13 protein-coding genes are annotated in these 16875 nt (G+C 68.8%); 4 read left to right on the forward strand and 9 right to left on the reverse strand.

What is annotated here, in order from left to right:
- Window positions 1–35: 35 nt before the first annotated feature.
- The gene (locus tag LGN19_RS08515) at window positions 36–1448 is read right to left on the reverse strand and encodes a discoidin domain-containing protein (protein ID WP_226213961.1); all 1413 of its coding nucleotides are present in this window, start codon (window positions 1446–1448) and stop codon (window positions 36–38) included.
- A 276-nt stretch (window positions 1449–1724) separates the two neighbouring features.
- Here LGN19_RS08515 and LGN19_RS08520 point away from each other — a divergent pair, with 276 nt between their 5' ends.
- The 3 genes from LGN19_RS08520 (at window position 1725) to LGN19_RS08530 (ending at window position 5226) form a co-directional block, all read left to right on the forward strand.
- A complete protein-coding gene (locus tag LGN19_RS08520; RefSeq protein ID WP_226213963.1) occupies window positions 1725–3146 on the forward strand; it encodes a PLP-dependent aminotransferase family protein in 1422 nt (473 codons plus the stop codon).
- Between the two features lie 263 nt (window positions 3147–3409).
- Window positions 3410–4168 carry a hypothetical protein gene (locus LGN19_RS08525; protein ID WP_226213964.1) on the forward strand — a complete coding sequence of 253 codons (759 nt, stop codon included), beginning with the start codon at window positions 3410–3412 and terminating at the stop codon, window positions 4166–4168.
- A 170-nt stretch (window positions 4169–4338) separates the two neighbouring features.
- Window positions 4339–5226, forward strand: a complete 888-nt coding sequence (locus LGN19_RS08530) for a DMT family transporter (protein ID WP_226213965.1) — start codon at window positions 4339–4341, stop codon at window positions 5224–5226.
- Here the strand turns inward: LGN19_RS08530 and LGN19_RS08535 are convergent.
- Window positions 5215–6129 (reverse strand): LysR substrate-binding domain-containing protein, encoded by a 915-nt coding sequence (locus LGN19_RS08535; RefSeq protein ID WP_226213967.1) that lies wholly within the window; start codon window positions 6127–6129, stop codon window positions 5215–5217. The two genes, LGN19_RS08530 and LGN19_RS08535, sit on opposite strands and share 12 nt — an antisense overlap.
- Window positions 6130–6659: 530 nt before the next feature.
- Between LGN19_RS08535 and LGN19_RS08540 the strand changes: the two genes are divergently transcribed.
- Window positions 6660–7682: a class I fructose-bisphosphate aldolase gene (locus tag LGN19_RS08540; RefSeq protein WP_226213969.1), complete on the forward strand. Its 1023-nt coding sequence runs from the start codon at window positions 6660–6662 to the stop codon at window positions 7680–7682.
- A gap of 155 nt (window positions 7683–7837) precedes the next feature.
- Here the strand turns inward: LGN19_RS08540 and fdhA are convergent, their stop codons facing one another.
- The 7 genes from fdhA to LGN19_RS08575 form a co-directional block, all read right to left on the reverse strand.
- Window positions 7838–9034, reverse strand: coding sequence for a formaldehyde dehydrogenase, glutathione-independent (gene fdhA / locus LGN19_RS08545; protein WP_043180475.1), 1197 nt, complete (start codon window positions 9032–9034; stop codon window positions 7838–7840).
- A gap of 288 nt (window positions 9035–9322) precedes the next feature.
- Complete coding sequence (locus LGN19_RS08550) at window positions 9323–10513, reverse strand: efflux RND transporter periplasmic adaptor subunit (RefSeq protein WP_226213971.1); 1191 nt, start codon at window positions 10511–10513, stop codon at window positions 9323–9325.
- Window positions 10513–12354: an efflux transporter outer membrane subunit gene (locus tag LGN19_RS08555; protein ID WP_413227199.1), complete on the reverse strand. Its 1842-nt coding sequence runs from the start codon at window positions 12352–12354 to the stop codon at window positions 10513–10515. Before LGN19_RS08555 ends, LGN19_RS08550 begins: the two co-directional genes overlap by 1 nt.
- A gap of 62 nt (window positions 12355–12416) precedes the next feature.
- Window positions 12417–13355 (reverse strand): glycosyltransferase family 2 protein, encoded by a 939-nt coding sequence (locus LGN19_RS08560; protein WP_226213975.1) that lies wholly within the window; start codon window positions 13353–13355, stop codon window positions 12417–12419.
- A gap of 10 nt (window positions 13356–13365) precedes the next feature.
- Window positions 13366–14961: a DHA2 family efflux MFS transporter permease subunit gene (locus tag LGN19_RS08565; RefSeq protein WP_226213976.1), complete on the reverse strand. Its 1596-nt coding sequence runs from the start codon at window positions 14959–14961 to the stop codon at window positions 13366–13368.
- On the reverse strand, window positions 14958–16241 hold the full coding sequence (locus LGN19_RS08570) for a glycosyltransferase (RefSeq protein WP_226213978.1): 1284 nt from the start codon (window positions 16239–16241) through the stop codon (window positions 14958–14960). The genes LGN19_RS08565 and LGN19_RS08570 overlap by 4 nt, the downstream gene beginning before the upstream one ends.
- Before the next feature lie 17 nt (window positions 16242–16258).
- Entirely contained in the window at window positions 16259–16828 is a 570-nt protein-coding gene (locus LGN19_RS08575; protein ID WP_226213980.1) for a methyltransferase family protein, read from the reverse strand.
- Window positions 16829–16875 lie beyond the last annotated feature (47 nt).

A 16875-nucleotide genomic window follows, 5' to 3' on the forward strand; every position in this document is an offset into this window, starting at 1 on the left:
AAAAGCGACCTCGAAGGTCGCTTTTTTCTTTGCGCTTACGATCCCCACACCTGCATTTCGTCGAGCGAATAGCCCCACTGCGTCGCGCGCTTCGTGCCATACATCCGCACGTAGCGGCCATGCCCGTTCAGGTTCGGCAGCGTCACGTGGCCATATGACACCCCGTTGTTCGTCGAGTAGATCGTCGTCCAGTTCACGTTGTCGTTCGACGTCTGGATCTGGTACACGAGCGCGCCCGCATCCCAGTAGAGATCGATGCTGCTGATCGTCTTCGTCGCACCGAGATCCACCGAGATCCATTGCGGATCGACGCCCGCACCTTCCGGCGAATCCCAGCGCGTGCTCGTGGTGTTGCCGTCGAACGCCTTGTCGGGCGTGAGCGACGCGTTGTAGCTCGCCGATGCGGCAGCCGGGTGGCCTTGCGACAGCAGCGTGATCTGGTTCGCCGCCGGGCCGCCGTAGTAGCTCGACCCGAGCTTGGCCTTCGTCGTGTCGGCGTTCACGCCGAATTGCGACAGGCTCCAGCGCTGGCCGGTCGTCACGTCGCCCACGTAGAGCTGGTAGCCGCCCGCCGTCGTCGACGAGAAGAACAGGTAGTTCGTGCCGCTCACCGGCGCGGGGTCGGAGTTGTTGCTGATGCAGTCGTTGAGCGCCAACTGATTCGGCGTCGATGCCGGATCCGCGGTCTTCGAGTAGATCTGGTCGAGCTGGCTCGTGTCCTTCCAGCGCGCGTAGAACACCGTGCCGTCCGCACGCACGATCGGATAGTAGGTCTGCAGTCCCGCCGGATTATCGAATACGGCCGTGGCGCCGGTCGCGAGCGTGCGCTTCATCAGGCCCATGTTCGCGCCGGTGCCGCTCGCGTAGTAGACGGCGCTCGCGTCCGGCGCGAGGAACGGCATCGAGTATTCGGCGCCGGCCGGCGCGTTGGTCAGGCTCACGACCGACGTGAACACCGGGCCCGCGCTCGTGTACGACAGCGTGGCCTGCTTGACGTCGCCGTTCTGCTTGAACACGAGGGTCTTGCCGTCCGCGCTGAATTTCGGGTCTTCGTTGCGGGTGGCGCCCGTGCTGTTCGTCATGTTGATCGGCGCATTGCTGGTGCCGAGCTGAACCATGAACACGTTCCATGCGTTGTTCTTGATGCCCATGAACGCGAGCCACTTGCCGTCGGGGCTGAACACGCCGTTCATCGGATCGGTGATGCCCCATGCGCTCTTGCTCAGTTGCGTCAGCGTATGGGCCGAGAAGTCGTAGAGGAACAGCTGGCTCGTGCCGTCGCCGTACTTGACGTAGCTGTGATAGACGAGCTTGCCGGTCAGTGCGGCGGGAAACGTCGTGCTGGATTGCGCCGGCGGATTGCTGATGCAGGCGGCCTGCGCGGCGCCGCCGAGCAGGTTGAGGGCAAGGCCGGCCACGAGGCCCGCGACGAGAGTGTTCGATTTCACGCTGAAGGTTTCCGGTTAGGGTCATGACACCGCTGACTAGACCTCGCACGCACCGGCGCACGGGCCACGGATCAGCCGGCGGACAGCGTGAATTCCGTATCGGTCAATGTCGGGAACAGAGATTGCTCGAGGGGCGACAGCATGCCAGCGAGTCGCGCAGAAAAACAGGATCAGAGCCCGTGAAAAACAAGCGGATCACGGGATAACGAGGCCTGTCGCGCAGCGCGCGCCGTGCTACTCTTTTTTCGGCACAAAGCTGCTCGACTTGAGGCACGCATGAAGCGTTATGCGATGCTCGCCCGGACGATTTCCGAGTCGATCCGGCGTGGAGATCTGGCCCCCGGCGCGCGCATCCCGACCGTGCGTGCCGCGTGCCGCGCGTACCAAGTGAGTCCGTCGACCGTGTTTCGGGCGTACTACGCGCTCGAAAGCGAGGGACTGATCGTCGCGCGCCCGCGCTCCGGCTATTTCGTCGCGAACTTCGACGACCAGCGCCTGCGCTTCACGCACGATCCGCCGCGCAAGCCCGCCGTATCGCACACGAGCGTCGACGATGCGCTGTTCCGGCTGCTGGACTCGATCCGCTGCCAGGACGTCGTGCCGCTCGGCTCCGCGTTCGCCAGCTACGCACTGTTTCCGATGAGCAGCCTGTGGCGCTACGCGACCGCGGCCACCCGCAACATGGACCGCGCGACCCTGCTGTCCGGATTCCCGCCCGGCGACGACACGCTGCGCCGCCAGATCGCGTTGCGCTACCTGAACGCGGGCGCGGCATTGCCGATGGATGAAATCGTCATCACGACCGGTGCGCTGGAAGCGTTGACGCTGAGCCTGCAGGCGCTGACGCGCCCCGGCGAAGTCATCGCGATCGAGCGCCCCGCGTTCCACGCCGTGCTGCAGGCTGTGCAGCGCCTGCATCTGAAAGCCGTCGAGATTCCGGTCGACCCGCGCACGGGGCTCGATCTCGACGCGCTCGCCGAAGCGCTCGACACGCACCCGGTGCGCGCGTGCTGGTTCATGACCTCGCTCCACAACCCGACCGGCGCGACGCTGTCCGACGAGCGCAAGCGCGCGCTGATCGACCTGCTCGCCGCGCACCGCGTGCCGCTGATCGAGGACGACGTGTACAACGAACTGCAGTTCGGCACGACACCCGCGCGCCCCGCGAAGCTGTACGACGACAGCGGGCTCGTGCTCCATTGCGGGTCGTTTTCGAAATGTCTCGCGCCCGGCTTCCGGATCGGCTGGGTCGCGGCGGGACGCTACGTGCAGCAGATCCGGCAGGCGAAATGCGTCGGCGCTCCGGCCGCCGACATACCCGCGCAACTCGCGATCTCGAACTACCTGCGCGACGGCGGATACGACCGCTTCCTGCGCAAGCTGCGGCTCAACCTCGCCGCGCACCAGGCGCAGATGCTCGCCGCCGTGCGCGCGTATTTTCCGGCCGGTACCGAAGTGTTCGCGCCGCACGGCGGGTATTTTCTGTGGATCGAGCTGCCGCCGCGCGTGGATGCGATGCACCTGTTCGGCGATGCGATGGAAAGCGGCGTCAGCATCGCGCCGGGGCCGATCTTTTCCGCGACCGGCGGATTCCGCCGCTATCTTCGGCTCAATTACGGCCGGCCGTGGACGCCGGCCGTCGAGCACGCGATGCAGACCATTGGAACGCTCGCGGCCCGGCAGCGGCAGGACGGCTAGCGTGGATCCGACGAATCGCGGCGGCCTGCTTGCGCCTTGCGTTTCACGTGGCGCCGACCAAGAATGAAGCGGAAGGCCATCGCGGACGAACCTGTTCCGCGCACCCGACGTCATGGAGAACTTCATGAGCACCGTATGCGAACGACGGTCGACGACGCACGCTCCGCCGGATTCCGGCGTGGGCCGATCGGCTGCCTTGCAGGACAGGATCATGACGACCGGCGAACGTTCGCCGCGTTGACGGTGCCCGCCCGCTTCCAGCGATGCGAGTCCTGACCAACCGGACAAGCCGCGCGCGCGACGACTGGCGTGCGATCCTGAACGCGCGAGCCGAAACACGACGCACCGCCGGCTGCCGCTGCAGGGCGTGCGGATTCGTGGCCTTCCGCGCACTCGAGCACTGCCCCGTCTGCGGTCGGCGGAACTGGCCGTTCGATCCGGTTCGCCAGGCATCGGACGACACGCATGCCACACACGCGGCGCCCTCCTTTCACACGTGGTCGTCGCGCGTCGCACGGGCGCTTCGCAACGCGGCATTCCGGCGGCCGCGCGCATCGAGCGCACCGATCCTGAGCATCCTGACGCTCGTGCTGCTGGTCGGCGGCTACGTGACGGTCGACCGGACGTGCAAGGCCGATCCGGTCTGTCGCGGTTCGAATGGTTCGGGCGCGACGGCCGGCGATGCCGGCCCGTACGCGTCGACCGATCCCGTGCTGCCGGTCTTGCCGGCGCCCGTCTATCCGTTTCATTCGACTGACGGAACGCAGGTGGCGGCCGCCCGACAACGCAGCCCGGATGCCGGCGAATCCGCCGGACCGACGGCGCTCGCGCGGGCGGTGCCGGCCATGCGTGCGCGCGACCGGTCACACCCCACCGCCACAGCGCGCCTGGCGGACTGGAAAACCAGTCGCGGTGCCGCGCATCGTGCCCACGCATTCCACCGCGTGAGCGTGCACACCGCGCATGCGCGACGCGCCGCCGCCAGCAATACGCAAATCGCGCAGCTCTATCGCGGCCACTGAACGCGCATGCGCCATCCGGGCCTGCGGGTCCGTCGATTCATTTTTCTAAACCGCCCTTCACAAAACCTCGTTTGCGCCGCAAGCGACGCATGACGTTCAATGGGTCATTCGCCCGCGCCGGCGCGTAACGCGTTCCGGCCGGTCGCCCGATCCACCGAACGGAGTCGTCGATGAATGCACTACAGCTCGTGACCCTGGCTGCCATCTGGGGCGCGTCCTTCCTGTTCATGCGCATGGGCGCGCCGGAATTCGGTGTCGTCCCGCTGATCGCGCTGCGCGTCACGATCGCGGCCGTGTTGTTATCGCCGGTACTGCGCAACGCGCAGGCGCGACAGGAATTCCGCTCGCACGCGGTGCCGCTGTTCGTCGTCGGCATCGCGAACTCGGCGCTGCCGTTCTGCCTGCTGACCTACGCGGCGCTGTTCGTGTCGGCCGGCACCGATTCGATCCTGAATGCGACGACGCCGCTTTGGACCGCGATCGTCGCGTACGCGTGGCTGCGCGCGCCGCTGACGAAACCGCAGGCGGCCGGTCTCGCGCTGGGCTTTGCCGGCGTCGTCGTGCTCGCCGGTTCGGCGGTCGGTGCGGGGACGCCCGGCGCACCGCGCGCGATCGCCGCCGCGATGCTCGCGACGCTGTCGTACGGGTTCGCCGCGCACTACTCGAAGCGCAAGCTGGCGAACGTCAGGCCGTTCGTGTCGGCCTTCGGCAGCCAGTTGTTCGCGGCGGTCGCGCTCGTGCCGCTCGCGCTGCCGATGTGGCCGCACGGCCCCGTTCACCCGTCCGCGTGGATCGCGGTGGTGCTGCTCGGCGCGATCTGCACGGCCGTTGCCTACCTGCTGTATTTCGGGCTGATCCGCCATGCGGGCGCGCAATATGCCGCGTCGGTCACGTTCCTGATCCCGATCTTCGGTGTCGTATGGGGCGCGATCTTCCTGCACGAGACGATCTCGGTGCAGACGGTCGCCGGGTGCGCGATCATCCTGCTCGGCACCGCGCTCGCGACCGGCAAGCTCAAGGGTTTCGCGGCCGCCGCGGTGCGCGGGTCACGCCAGTAGATCGCGCGGGCCGTCGTCGCCGCTGCCGATCTCGCTCGCGAGCCAGTCGCGGAACGCGGCGATCTTCCACTCGTGCTGGCGCGCTTCACTGCACACGACGTAATAGGACAGTTCGGTCGGCCAGGGCCGTGCGAGCACGCGAACCAGCCGGCCGGCCGCGACTTCGTCACGCGCATAGATGTCGCGCACCAGCGCCATGCCCTGCCCGGCGACCGCCGCCTTGATCAGCAACGCATCCTCGCTGAAGCTCGCGCCGCGCGGCGCACGGGCGTCCTCGATCCCCTGCGCGCGCAGCCACAGCGCCCAGTCGGCGCGGTCCGCGTCCTGCAGCAGCGGGTACGACAGGCAGTCGGCCGGTGTGGCGATCGGGCGGGCAGGATCGAGCAGTCGCGGGCTGCAGACGGGCCACAGCTCGGGTGTCCAGATGCGGAATGACGCGTGCCCGGGATAGCGGCCCAACCCGTGCCGGATCGCAACGTCGACATAGTCGCGCCGCAAGTCGACCAGTTGCCCGCGCGTCTCGACGGTGATTTCGATGTCGGGATACGCGGCATTGAACGCGCCGAGGCGCTGCACGAGCCACGTGTTCGCGAACGAGGCGGTGGTCGTCACCGCGAGGCGGACGACGCGCCGGTTAGCGCCGTGCACGTTCGCCCACGCGGCCTCGATCGCGTTGAAGCCGCCGGCGAGCTGGTCGAACAGCACGCGGCCCGTGCCGGTCAGCTCGAGTTCGCGGCCGGTGCGCTCGAACAGGCGCACGGCGAGGCGATCCTCGAGATTGCGGACATGCTGGCTGACGGCGCCCGGCGAAATGCAGAGCTGGTCGGCCGCCTGTTTCATGCTGCCGCAACGCGCCACTTCGACGAACGTGTGCAACGCTGCGAGGGGAAGTGACTTGGCCATCCGTGGATGCGCCACCGGACGGCGGCGGAGGGGTCGGGAACGGGCGATGATTATCGCAGCAATTTCGTGCGGTCGGGATCGCGGGGCACCGGCGTTCCGGGCCGCGCAGGGCGTGTGCGTGACCTGCCCTTCCCCGCACCTCCACTGCAAAAACGGGCAGCCCGTTTCCGGCACAGCTCGCTTTGCATAATGCGTTGCGTGTGTCGAACGCGCGTCGAACTAGCGCATCACGCGTCGCGCCGGCCGGCCACGTGATTTCCATCCTTGCGCGTCAACTACGGCCGACCGTGGGCGCCCGCGGTCCAACACGCGATGCAGACCAACGGTGCGCTGGCCTCGCGGCAACGGCACACGCACCCGCCCTGGCACGGACGATGCCACCCGAGCGCGTGCGCAATCAGGCGCGGCACGCGCCTTGCGTTCTGGCCGGTGCGCGACAAAGAATGAAATCGGAAGGCGGCGTGACGATGTGACGAAGTGAACAGCGAGCGGCCGGCACGGCCGCGTGGCGGTTTCAGAGGAGGAATTCCATGAGCACCGAGAGCACACTCCAGGCGACGATCCAGGCACTCGTCCAGGATGGCAAAGGCTTGCTGGCGGCCGACGAAAGCGGGCCGACCATCGCGAAGCGCTTCAAGACGATCGCGGTCGAATCGACCGAAGAGAACCGCCGCGCATGGCGCACCCTGTTGCTGTCGACGCCGGGCCTCGGTGAATTCGTCAGCGGCGTGATCCTGTATGAAGAGACGCTCGGGCAATGTGCGGACGACGGCACGCCGTTGCCCGAACTCGCCGCTCGCCAGCAGATCGTGCCCGGCATCAAGGTCGACGCGGGCAAGATTCCGCTCGCGCTCGCGCCCGGCGACGAAATCACGCAAGGGCTCGACGGGCTTGCGGCGCGCCTCGACGGCTACCAGCGGCAAGGCGCGCGGTTCGCGAAATGGCGCGCGGTGTACAACGTGTCCGCCACGCTGCCGGGCCATGCGGCGATCAAGGCAAACGCCGAAGCGCTGGCGCGCTATGCGGCGATCTGCCAGGAGGCCGGCGTCGTGCCGATCGTCGAGCCGGAAGTGCTGATGGACGGCGATCATTCGATCGGCCGCTGCGCGCAAGTGACCGACGCCGTGCTGCACGCCGTGTTCGACGCGCTGCACCGGCACCGGGTCGTGCTGGCGCACATGTTGCTCAAACCGAGCATGGTCGTCGCGGGCAGCACGCACACCGCACAGCCGGCCCCCGCCGAAGTCGCGGAGGCGACGGTGCGCCTGTTGCGCAGCACCGTGCCGGCCGAAGTGCCCGGCGTCTTCTTCCTGTCCGGCGGACAGACGCCCGAGGAAGCGACAGCGCATCTCGACGCGATGAATCGCGTTGCCGGGCGGCCGTGGCTGCTGAGCTTTTCATATGGACGGGCGCTGCAGGAGCCGCCGCTGGCCGTGTGGAAGGGAAAGGCGGCCAACGTGCGCGCCGCGCAGGATGCGCTGCTGCTGCGCGCACGCCTGAACGGTGCGGCCTGCCGTGGTCAGTACGACGCCTCCATGGAGCGCACCGCGTGAACGGAGCCGGGCGAATGTCGCCCGGTCGATCGTTCACGCGTGAGCTTCTCATCCGGCGCTATCGCGGGCACTGAGCACGCGCTTCCCGAACGCACAAAGGGCCGAGGCGCTTGAACGCCCCGGCCCCTTCGATTACCGCGTGGTAGTCGGTCGCGTTACGCCGCCAGCAACCCGTGCGGGTCGATGACGAATTTGCGCGGCGCACCGCCGTCGAACTTCTTGTAGCCTTCCGGCGCCTGGTCGAGCGAGATCACTTCGACGTTGACGATCTTCGCGATCGGCAGCCGGTCGAACAGGATCGCCTGCATCAGGTTGCGGTTGTACTTCAGCACCGGCGTCTGGCCCGTGAAGAACGAGTGCGACTTCGCCCAGCCGAGGCCGAAGCGGATGCTCAGGCTGCCGTGCTGCGCGGCCTTGTCCTTCGCGCCCGGATCGTCCGTCACGTACAGGCCCGGGATGCCGATCGCGCCGGCCGGCCGCGTGATTTCCATCAGCGAGTTCAGCACCGTCGCGGGCGCTTCTTCCGAGTGGCCCGACGAGCCGTGGCCATGCGCCTCGAAGCCGACGCAGTCGACCGCGCAGTCGATCTCGGGCACGCCGAGGATCTGCTCGATCTGCTCGCCGAGCGACGCATCCTTCGACAGGTCGACCGTCTCGAAGCCCATCGCCCGCGCATGCGCGAGGCGTTCCGCGTTCATGTCGCCGACGATCGTCACGGCCGCGCCGAGCAGGCGCGCCGATGCGGCCGCCGCCATCCCGACCGGGCCCGCGCCCGCGATATACACCGTCGAGCCCGGCTTCACGCCCGCGCTCACCGCACCGTGATAACCGGTCGGCAGAATGTCGGACAGGCAAGTCAGATCGCGGATCTTCGACATCGCCTGGTCGCGATCGGGGAATTTCAGCAGGTTGAAATCGGCGTACGGCACCAGCACGTACTCGGCCTGGCCGCCGATCCAGCCGCCCATGTCGACGTAACCGTAGGCGCCGCCTGCACGCGACGGGTTCACGTTCAGGCACACGCCCGTATGCGTGTCCTTGCACATCGCGCAGCGGCCGCACGCCACGTTGAACGGTACCGACACGAGATCGCCGAGTTTCAGCGTCTCGACGTCACGGCCGATCTCGACCACCTCGCCCGTGATCTCGTGACCGAGCACGAGGCCGACCGGCGCGGTCGTGCGGCCGCGCACCATGTGCTGGTCGGACCCGCAGATGTTCGTGCTGACCACTTTCAGGATCACGCCGTGGCCGATCGCGCGGCCGGTCGGATCGACCATCTTCGGATAATCGATTTTCTGCACTTCGACCTGGCCCGGCCCAAGATAGACGACACCTCGATTGCTGCTCATCGTATTGTCTCCATGTCTCGTTGGATGGCGCCGCGGCGCGCCGGCCCATGCGGCGCACGCGCAACGTGCTGTTCGAGAGTAGTCCCGGAGGCAGGGGCGCCGATGTCTCAAACGCGACATGCGTTTGAACGGCGCCGACATCGATGGCGGAAAACCGAAAGTCGGGCGGGAAACGACGGGAAGGTTTGGCGCGCGGTGTGACCCGCGGCATGGTGCGCTGGAGGGCGCCGTGACGCGCTGGAGGGCGGGCCGATCCCGGCGACCGACCTTCCCTCTCCCGGGCAGGCGTTACCCGCCCTGATTTTCGCGAATGTTCGCGGCGGCGGCGCGTTCCGCGTCGCTCGCGACACCGTCGTGCACGCGCGTGCTGACGGCCGGCGTCGGCGGCTCGCTGTCGAGCGCGTGGCCGTTGCGGTCGTGCGTGTCGACCGTCGCGCGCATCGACAGCCCGACGCGCAGCGGATGCGCGGCGAGATCGCGCGGATCGATCGCGATCACGACCGGCACGCGCTGCACGACCTTGATCCAGTTGCCGGCCGCGTTCTGCGACGGCAGCATCGAAAATGCGCTGCCGGTGCCCGCCGAGAACCCCTGCACGCGGCCGCGATAGCTCACGCGCGAGCCGTACAGATCCGACACGATCTCGACCGGCTGCCCGATGCGCATGTGGCGAATCTGCCCTTCCTTGAAATTCGCCTCGATCCACAACTGATTGAGCTGCACGATCGACATCAGCGGCACGCCGGGCCCGACCTGCTGGCCGACCTGCACCGAACGCTGCCCGATCGTGCCGTCGACCGGGGCGACGATCGTCGTGCGCTTCAGGTTCCGGTACGCGAGCTTGAACTGCGCGGCCGCCTGCACGACAGCCGGGCTTTCGTCGACGGGCAGTTTGGACCCGAGCGCGCGTGCCGCATCGAGCTGCGCCTGTGCGGCCGCGAGATTCGCCTGCGCGCCGGCGACCGCCGCGCGCGCACGCGCGAGCTCCTCGGGCGCGACGATCTCGACCGACGCGCCCGAGCGCGCGGCGAATGCGCGCTGCGCGAGCGACAGGTCGGCGCGCCGCGCGTTCACGGCCTCGACGTACATCGTGTTCGAGATCTTCGCGTTCGCGACCTGGCGCACGGCCTGTGCAAGCTGCGCCTTCGCCTGCGCGAACGCGACCGACGCCTCGGTGTCGTCGAGCTTCACGAGCGTCTGGCCGGCGCGCACGGCCTGCGTATCGGCGACCACGACGTCGGTCACCGATCCGGGGATCTGCGCGGCGACCTGGACGATGCTGCCGGCCACGTACGCGTCGTCGGTGTCTTCGTAGTAGCGATCGCTCAGCAGCCAGTACGCGATCCATGCAAGCGCGGCCACCAGCACGACCGCGAAGAACACGATGAAGCGCTTGCGGCGCGTCGCGCGGCGCGCGTCGAGTGCCGGGTCGTTCAGGGCGGCCGGCGGCGCGGCGGTATGGAGGTTGTCGTGGTGCATCAGTCGCTTTGCGTAACGATCAGACGATCGTGCTGGAACAGGGGGATCGGCGGCATGACCGACGGGCTCGGCGCCGGATTCGCCGCTGCCGTGCGCGCGAGAACGGGGGTGCCGCGAGTGGTAGCGCCGACAGCCGGCGTGCGTGCCACGTCGTCGCGTCGTGCGGCCCCCGCATTCGATGCTGCGACGACCTGCGGCACGGCCACGCTCGCCGCCCGCGCATCGGCCGACGGCCCCGCCACCGATCGGCTCGCGGCAGCGGCAGCGGTCGGTGCGGGTGGTGCGGGTGGTGTGGGCGCAACGGTCGCCGCAGCCACGGCGGGCGCTGCGGGCGCGACCGTCGAAGCGCCTCGCTTCGCCGCCCCGCCACGCGCCCGATGCACGGCCGGCGCCTGCGCGACCGTTGCGCCCGCATCGAACCCGCCGCCCAGCGCGCCGATCAGCCCGACGCGCAGCGTCCGCTGCCGGCCAAGCAACGCGATCATCTGCGCGCGCTCGTCGATCAGCGTGAGATCCGCGACATCCACGTCCTTCTGCATCAGCACGCCGCGCCGGTGCCGGTCGGTCGCGATCTCCACGATCTTCTGCGCGGCCAGGACCGCGTCCTGCTGCTGCGCGACGAGCGTCTGCGACGTCTGCAACGACGTGACGAACTGCGCGACCTGCCCGAGCGCGTCGTCGACGGTCTTGTTGTACAGCCCGATCGCGACGTCGGCTTGCGCGACATCCGAACCGAGCTTGGCCTTCAGCCGGCCGCGATCGAAGATCGGCAGCGAGATCGCCGGGCCGATGGAACCGGCGAGCGCATCGCGCGAGAACAGCGACGCGGGCGTCAAGGCGAACACGCCGCCGAGCGCGACGAGGTTCACGTCCGGATAGAACTGCGCGCGCGTCGAATCGGCATTCGCGAACGCGGCTTCGACACGCAACCGCGCGGCGACGATGTCGGGCCGGCGGCCCAGGAGATCGGCCGGCAGCCGCGCGGGCAGCGCGCCGCCCGCGAACGCGCCCACGCGCGGCCGTTGCAGCGCGAGCCCGCGCTCGGGGCCGCGACCCGACAGCACGCCGAGCTGCAGTTGTGCGAGCTTGATCTGCTCGTCGTTCAGCGCGATCTGCGCGAGCAGCTTGCTACGCTTGATCGATGCATCGCTCGCGTCGTACGCGTTGTCGAGCCCGCGCGCGGTGCGCTCGCGCAGCACGGTCGTCACGCGCTGACTGACCTTCAGTTTCTGCTGCAGCAGTTCCTGCGTCGCATACGCCTGGTCGAGCTGGCAGTACACGGTGACGATCGCCACCGCCAGCGTGAGCCGCACCTGCTCGGCCTCGACCCGTGCCGCTTCGCGCAGCGACATCAGGCTCTTCGTCGCGGCCCGGTTCTTCCCCCACAGGTCGAGCTGGTAGGTCAGCCCGACGAACACCGACGATGGCGAGGTGTTCGGATCGCCGAAGATCTCGACGGGTACACGATAGCCGCCGGCCGATACGTCGGCGACGTCGTTGCCCGGCTTCGGCATCCGCGCGCGGCTGACCGTCGCGCCAGCCGTGCCCGTCAGCCCCGTCAGCGAATCGAACTGCTGAAGCTGCGCGTGCGCGATCCGCAGCCGCGCCTGCGCGACCTGCAGGTCGGGGTTGTGCTGCGATGCCTCGGCGACGAGTGCGTCGAGTTGCGGATCCCGCAGCTGCTTCACCCAGTCGGGCGCGGGCCACGCGCCGTTCACGCCGGGGCCGGCCGTGTGCGCGAGCGCATCGTCGGCCGGCGCACGCAACGACAGCGACGGCAGGAAGCCCGACGGCACGCATCCGCTCAACGCCAGTGACACCGCTGCGGCGACGATCGTCATTGCGCCGCTCTTCAAGCCATGCGGCAGACTCGCCGCTTTATCCACACGCCGCATCGCGCCCCTCATCCCTGCTGAACGCGCTGCGCACGCGCGGCCAGACGCGGCCGCGTGCGTTCGAGCGGGCCGAGCCGGCCGAACAGGCCATCCGCGATGCCGAACAGGATGCCGGCGAGCTTCGCGCGCTTGTCGCGTTCGACAAGCGCGATCTGCACGACCTGCCACACGGTCAGCAGGTTCGGCACGATCGCCACCGGGAAGCGCAGCCCGTACTGCATCCCGAGCTGTACCGCATTGCGTGCGCTGTAGTAGCGCCGTTGCCACGAGTGATTCATCGACGTCATTTCAAAAGGGCCGATCGCGTGACGCTGCTTCGCGCCGATCCGGTGCGGCAGCACCAGCGACGGCACGACATAGAGCGGCACGTTGCGCGCCAGCGCGCGAAAGCTGTATTCGGTATCGACGTGATCGATGAACAGCGTCTCGTCGAAGCGGCCGAGCACGTCGAACGCATCGCGCGACACGACGCAGCCCGACGAAATCAGGAATGCGCAGCGCTGCAGCGGCGCGCCCGGTTCGATGCGCAGGCGGCGCAGGCCGATCCCGTTGGTCGAGAGTTCGGGCAGGAAGCTGCGCGCGTTCTCGTCGAAGATGCGCGGGCCGGCCAGGAACGCGCGCCCGCCAAGCCCCGCGCAGACATCGCGCATCGCGGGGAAATACGCGGCCGGCACCGACGAATCCTGGTCGAACAGCGCGACGGCATCGATGCGGTCGCGAAACAGCGCCGCGAGCCCCGCGTTGTACGCGCCCGCGATCCCGCAGCGATTGCCGTGATGCAGCAGCGCGATGCCTTCGCGCGCGCACAGCTCGCTGGCCCGCGCGTCGGGCTGCGGCGTGTTGTCGACGACGAGCAGTGCATCGCACGCATGCCGCCATGCGCGGAGCGCGTCGAGCTGCGCGTCGCTCGGGTGATACAGGATCACGAGTGCGCCGAGTGTCGTCATGTTCTTCTCCTCAATGCCCGAACGACGCCGCCGCGCCGCGCTTCGGCCGCGTCAGCCACATCATTGCCGCGAGCGCGAGACACGTCATGCTCGCCATCCAGAACATGTCGTTGGTCGCCATCATGTACGCCTGCTGCATCACGACCTGGTGCAGCGTGGACAGCTCGCGCACGCCGTCCACGCCCATCCCGTTCAGCGTATGCACGAAGCGCTGCGTATTCGCCGATGCGTGCGTGACGGATTGCGACACGACGTCGTAGTGATAGGTCGCGCGGTTGTCCCATAGCGTCACGCTCATCGCCGTGCCGAACGCGGCCGACAGCGTGCGCAGGAAGTTCGACAGGCTCGACGCGGCCGCGAGCTGGTCGTCCGGAATGCGCGACAGCGTCGCGGCGGTCAGCGGAATGAAGAAGCACGGCAGCCCGATCCCCTGGATCAGCCCCGGCGCGGCGATCTGCGCGAACGTCATCTTCAGCGTGAAATGCGCGTCCCACGCGAGCACGGCCGCGAACACGAGGAAGCCGAAGGTCGCGAGCACGCGCGCGTCGAAGCGGTGCGCATGGAGCCCGACGACGATCGAAAACACCAGTGCGAGCACGCCGAGCGACGCGGTGGCGAGCCCCGCGTGAAACGCGTTGTAGCCCATCACGGCCTGCATCCACAGCGGGAACACGACGCCGACCACCGAGAAGCTCATCATCCCGAGCGAGATGATCAGCACGCAGAACGAGAACGTGCGATCGCGGAACAGGCTCAGATCGACGACGGGATGCGCTTCGCCCGACTCCCAGATCAGCAGCGACACGATCGACAGCCCCGCGACCACCGCGAGCGTGACGATCAGCGGCGAACCGAACCAGCCGCGATCGTGGCCGAGATCGAGCATCGCCTGCAGCGAGCCGACGCCGATCACGAGCAGCACGATGCCCGGCACGTCGATCGGGCCGGCCGCGCCGCGTTGCGCATCCGGGCGCAGCATCGCGGTGCAGACCGCGAACGAGAACAGCCCGATCGGCAAATTGATCAGGAAGATCCACGGCCACGAGAAGTTGTCGACGATCCAGCCGCCGACCACCGGCCCGAAGATCGGCGCGAGCAGCACCGTCATCGCCCACAGCGCGAGCGCGATCGTGCGCTTGTCCGGCGGAAACGTGCGCAGCAGGATCGTCTGCGACAGCGGCACCATCGGCCCCGAAAACAGCCCCTGCAGCGCGCGGCAGATCACGAGCACATGCAGGTCGCGCGCGAGCCCGCACAGCAGCGACGTCAGCGTGAACAACAGCACCGCGCCGACGAACAGCCGCAACTCGCCGACGCGGCGCGCGAGCCAGCCCGTCAGCGGCACCGCGATCGCGGCCGCGACCGAATACGAGCTGATCACCCACGTGCCCTGGCTGTTCGAAACGCCGAGACTGCCGGAGATCGCCGGCACCGCGACGTTCGTCACGGTCGAATCGAGCACCTCGATGAACGTCGCGAGCGACAGCGCAAACGTCAGCAGCGCGAGCCGGATGCCCCGCACCGGCTGCGCGGCCGGCGCGGGCGCCGGCACGTCGAACGCGGACGGCGCGACGGGCCCGTCGCGAAGCGGCGACGCGGTGCTCATGCGCCGGCCACCGCGGCTTCGGCCCGCGCGGCGGTCTGCCTGCGCGCCGGCACGAACCGTTCGATGAAATCGGCCGCGGCTTCACAACCGTCCCGCTCGGCCGCCAGCAGTGCGCGCGTGCGCGCCGCATGCGTGGCGAACGCGGGGTCGCCGAGCACGCGCGCGAGCGCCGTGCCGAGACGCGCACCGTCGATCGGGCCGTCGATGCGTACGCCGCAGCCGCTCACGGCGACCCGTTGCGCGTTGTCGAACTGGTCGTGCGCGAACGGCGTGACGACTTGCGCGATTCCCGCTTCGAACGCGAGCGCCGCCGTGCCGATCCCGCCGTGATGCACGAGCGCGCGGCAGCGCGGCAGCAGCGTGCGCATCGGCACGAAGCGGCGCACGAGCAGCCGGTCACTGTCCGGCGCCGCATCGTGCGGTGTCAGCAGGATCCCGCGCGCGCCGGTCGCGCGCAGCGCGTCCGCCACCGCGCGCGCATAGGCCGCGTGATCGACGCGTGTCGAACCGGCCGTGAACACGACCGGGGGCTCACCGGCCGCGAGATACGCATCGAGTGCCACATCGTCTTCGGGGGTCGCAATATCGTTGAACAGCGGGAAGCCGCTTTGCAGATGATTCGACGGCCAGTCCGGCTGCGGCGCGGCGAACCAGCCGGGAAACAGGCACAGCACGCCGTCGGTCGAATGCAGCCAGCGGCCCAGCACGCGCCGCGCGGGCGCGAGCCCGAGCGCGCGGCGCACCGCGTTGAGCGCGGGGCCGCAGGTGCGATCGAGCACCTGCCGCTCGATCAGCGTCATCAGCGCCGCCTTCACCGGCAGCGGCCAGCGCGCGGGAATCGTCAGGCGCGGGTGGGTCGGCGGCGCATGCGCGGACAGCAGCGTCGACGGCGACACCTGCACCGACACGTACGGCGTGCCGTGCAACTCCTGCATGAAGCGCGCGGAAAACGCCCACAGCGTGCCGACGAGCACCGTATCGCCGTCGGTCAGCGCACGCAGCGCGTCGTAATGCGGGCGCAGCGTCGGCGCGATCACCTGCCACAGCGTGCGAAACGACGTGCGCGCATCCCACAGCGCGGGATTCGCCATCGCGGCCTCGTATTCGGCCGCGGTGCCGATCGGCACGAACGCGAACCCGCAACGGCGCACGACCGCCTCGAACGGTGCGTGCGTGCAGAACACGACGTCGTGACCGCGCGCCGCGAGCGTGCGCGCGACGCCGAGCAGCGGATGCACGTCGCCTGCCGAGCCGATCGCGGTCACGATCATCTTCGCCATCGCGCGCCTCGCGGGGTTCAGTAGAAGCCGGGAATCAGCGCCGCGACCTCGCGGCGGTACTGCGTATACGCCGGCCCGAAATACCCGGTCAGCCAGCTCTCCTCGACGCGCACCTTGTACGCGAGCGACGCGAACACGAGCAGCACGCCGATCGCGCCGCGCCATTCGCCGCCGATCAGTGCGGCGCCGACGAGCGCGATCAGGCAGCCCGTATAGATCGGGTGACGCACGAGCCCATACGGCCCCGTGCGGACGAGCTCATGGTCTTCCTTCAGCGTGACCGATACGCTCCAGTTCGTGCCGAGATGCAGCCGCGCCCACACCGAGAACAGCAGCCCGGCCACCAGCACCGCGAGCCCGCCCTGCGCCTGCAGGCCGAAGTGCTGCCAGTCCGGCACGAACGCCTGCCACGACGGATCGGGCAGGATGATCAGCGCGCCGCCGACGATCAGCGGAATCGACTGCAGCGTGCGCGAGCGCGACGCTTCCTTGCGCACGGTCGTCTTCACGCCTTGCGAGGTGGCGATCCAGTAGGCGAGCCACACGGCCCACGGAACGACGATGGCGATGGTCTGAACGATATTCACGGCTGGCCTGCCTCGTTGGGATGGGAATTCGGATGCGCCGCGCGTAC

This window comes from Burkholderia sp. AU30198 (genome assembly GCF_020419825.1).
Lineage (GTDB): Bacteria > Pseudomonadota > Gammaproteobacteria > Burkholderiales > Burkholderiaceae > Burkholderia.

Coding starts and splice junctions, on each gene's coding strand:
- LGN19_RS08535 (WP_226213967.1), bottom strand. CDS start 6,129: ATGGCCAAGTCACTTCCCCTCGCAGCGTTGCACACGTTCGTCGAAGTG.
- LGN19_RS08560 (WP_226213975.1), bottom strand. CDS start 13,355: ATGACGACACTCGGCGCACTCGTGATCCTGTATCACCCGAGCGACGCG.
- LGN19_RS08540 (WP_226213969.1), top strand. CDS start 6,660: ATGAGCACCGAGAGCACACTCCAGGCGACGATCCAGGCACTCGTCCAG.
- LGN19_RS08530 (WP_226213965.1), top strand. CDS start 4,339: ATGAATGCACTACAGCTCGTGACCCTGGCTGCCATCTGGGGCGCGTCC.
- fdhA (WP_043180475.1), bottom strand. CDS start 9,034: ATGAGCAGCAATCGAGGTGTCGTCTATCTTGGGCCGGGCCAGGTCGAA.
- LGN19_RS08570 (WP_226213978.1), bottom strand. CDS start 16,241: ATGGCGAAGATGATCGTGACCGCGATCGGCTCGGCAGGCGACGTGCAT.
- LGN19_RS08565 (WP_226213976.1), bottom strand. CDS start 14,961: ATGAGCACCGCGTCGCCGCTTCGCGACGGGCCCGTCGCGCCGTCCGCG.
- LGN19_RS08550 (WP_226213971.1), bottom strand. CDS start 10,513: ATGCACCACGACAACCTCCATACCGCCGCGCCGCCGGCCGCCCTGAAC.
- LGN19_RS08555 (WP_413227199.1), bottom strand. CDS start 12,354: ATGACGATCGTCGCCGCAGCGGTGTCACTGGCGTTGAGCGGATGCGTG.
- LGN19_RS08525 (WP_226213964.1), top strand. CDS start 3,410: ATGCGAGTCCTGACCAACCGGACAAGCCGCGCGCGCGACGACTGGCGT.
- LGN19_RS08520 (WP_226213963.1), top strand. CDS start 1,725: ATGAAGCGTTATGCGATGCTCGCCCGGACGATTTCCGAGTCGATCCGG.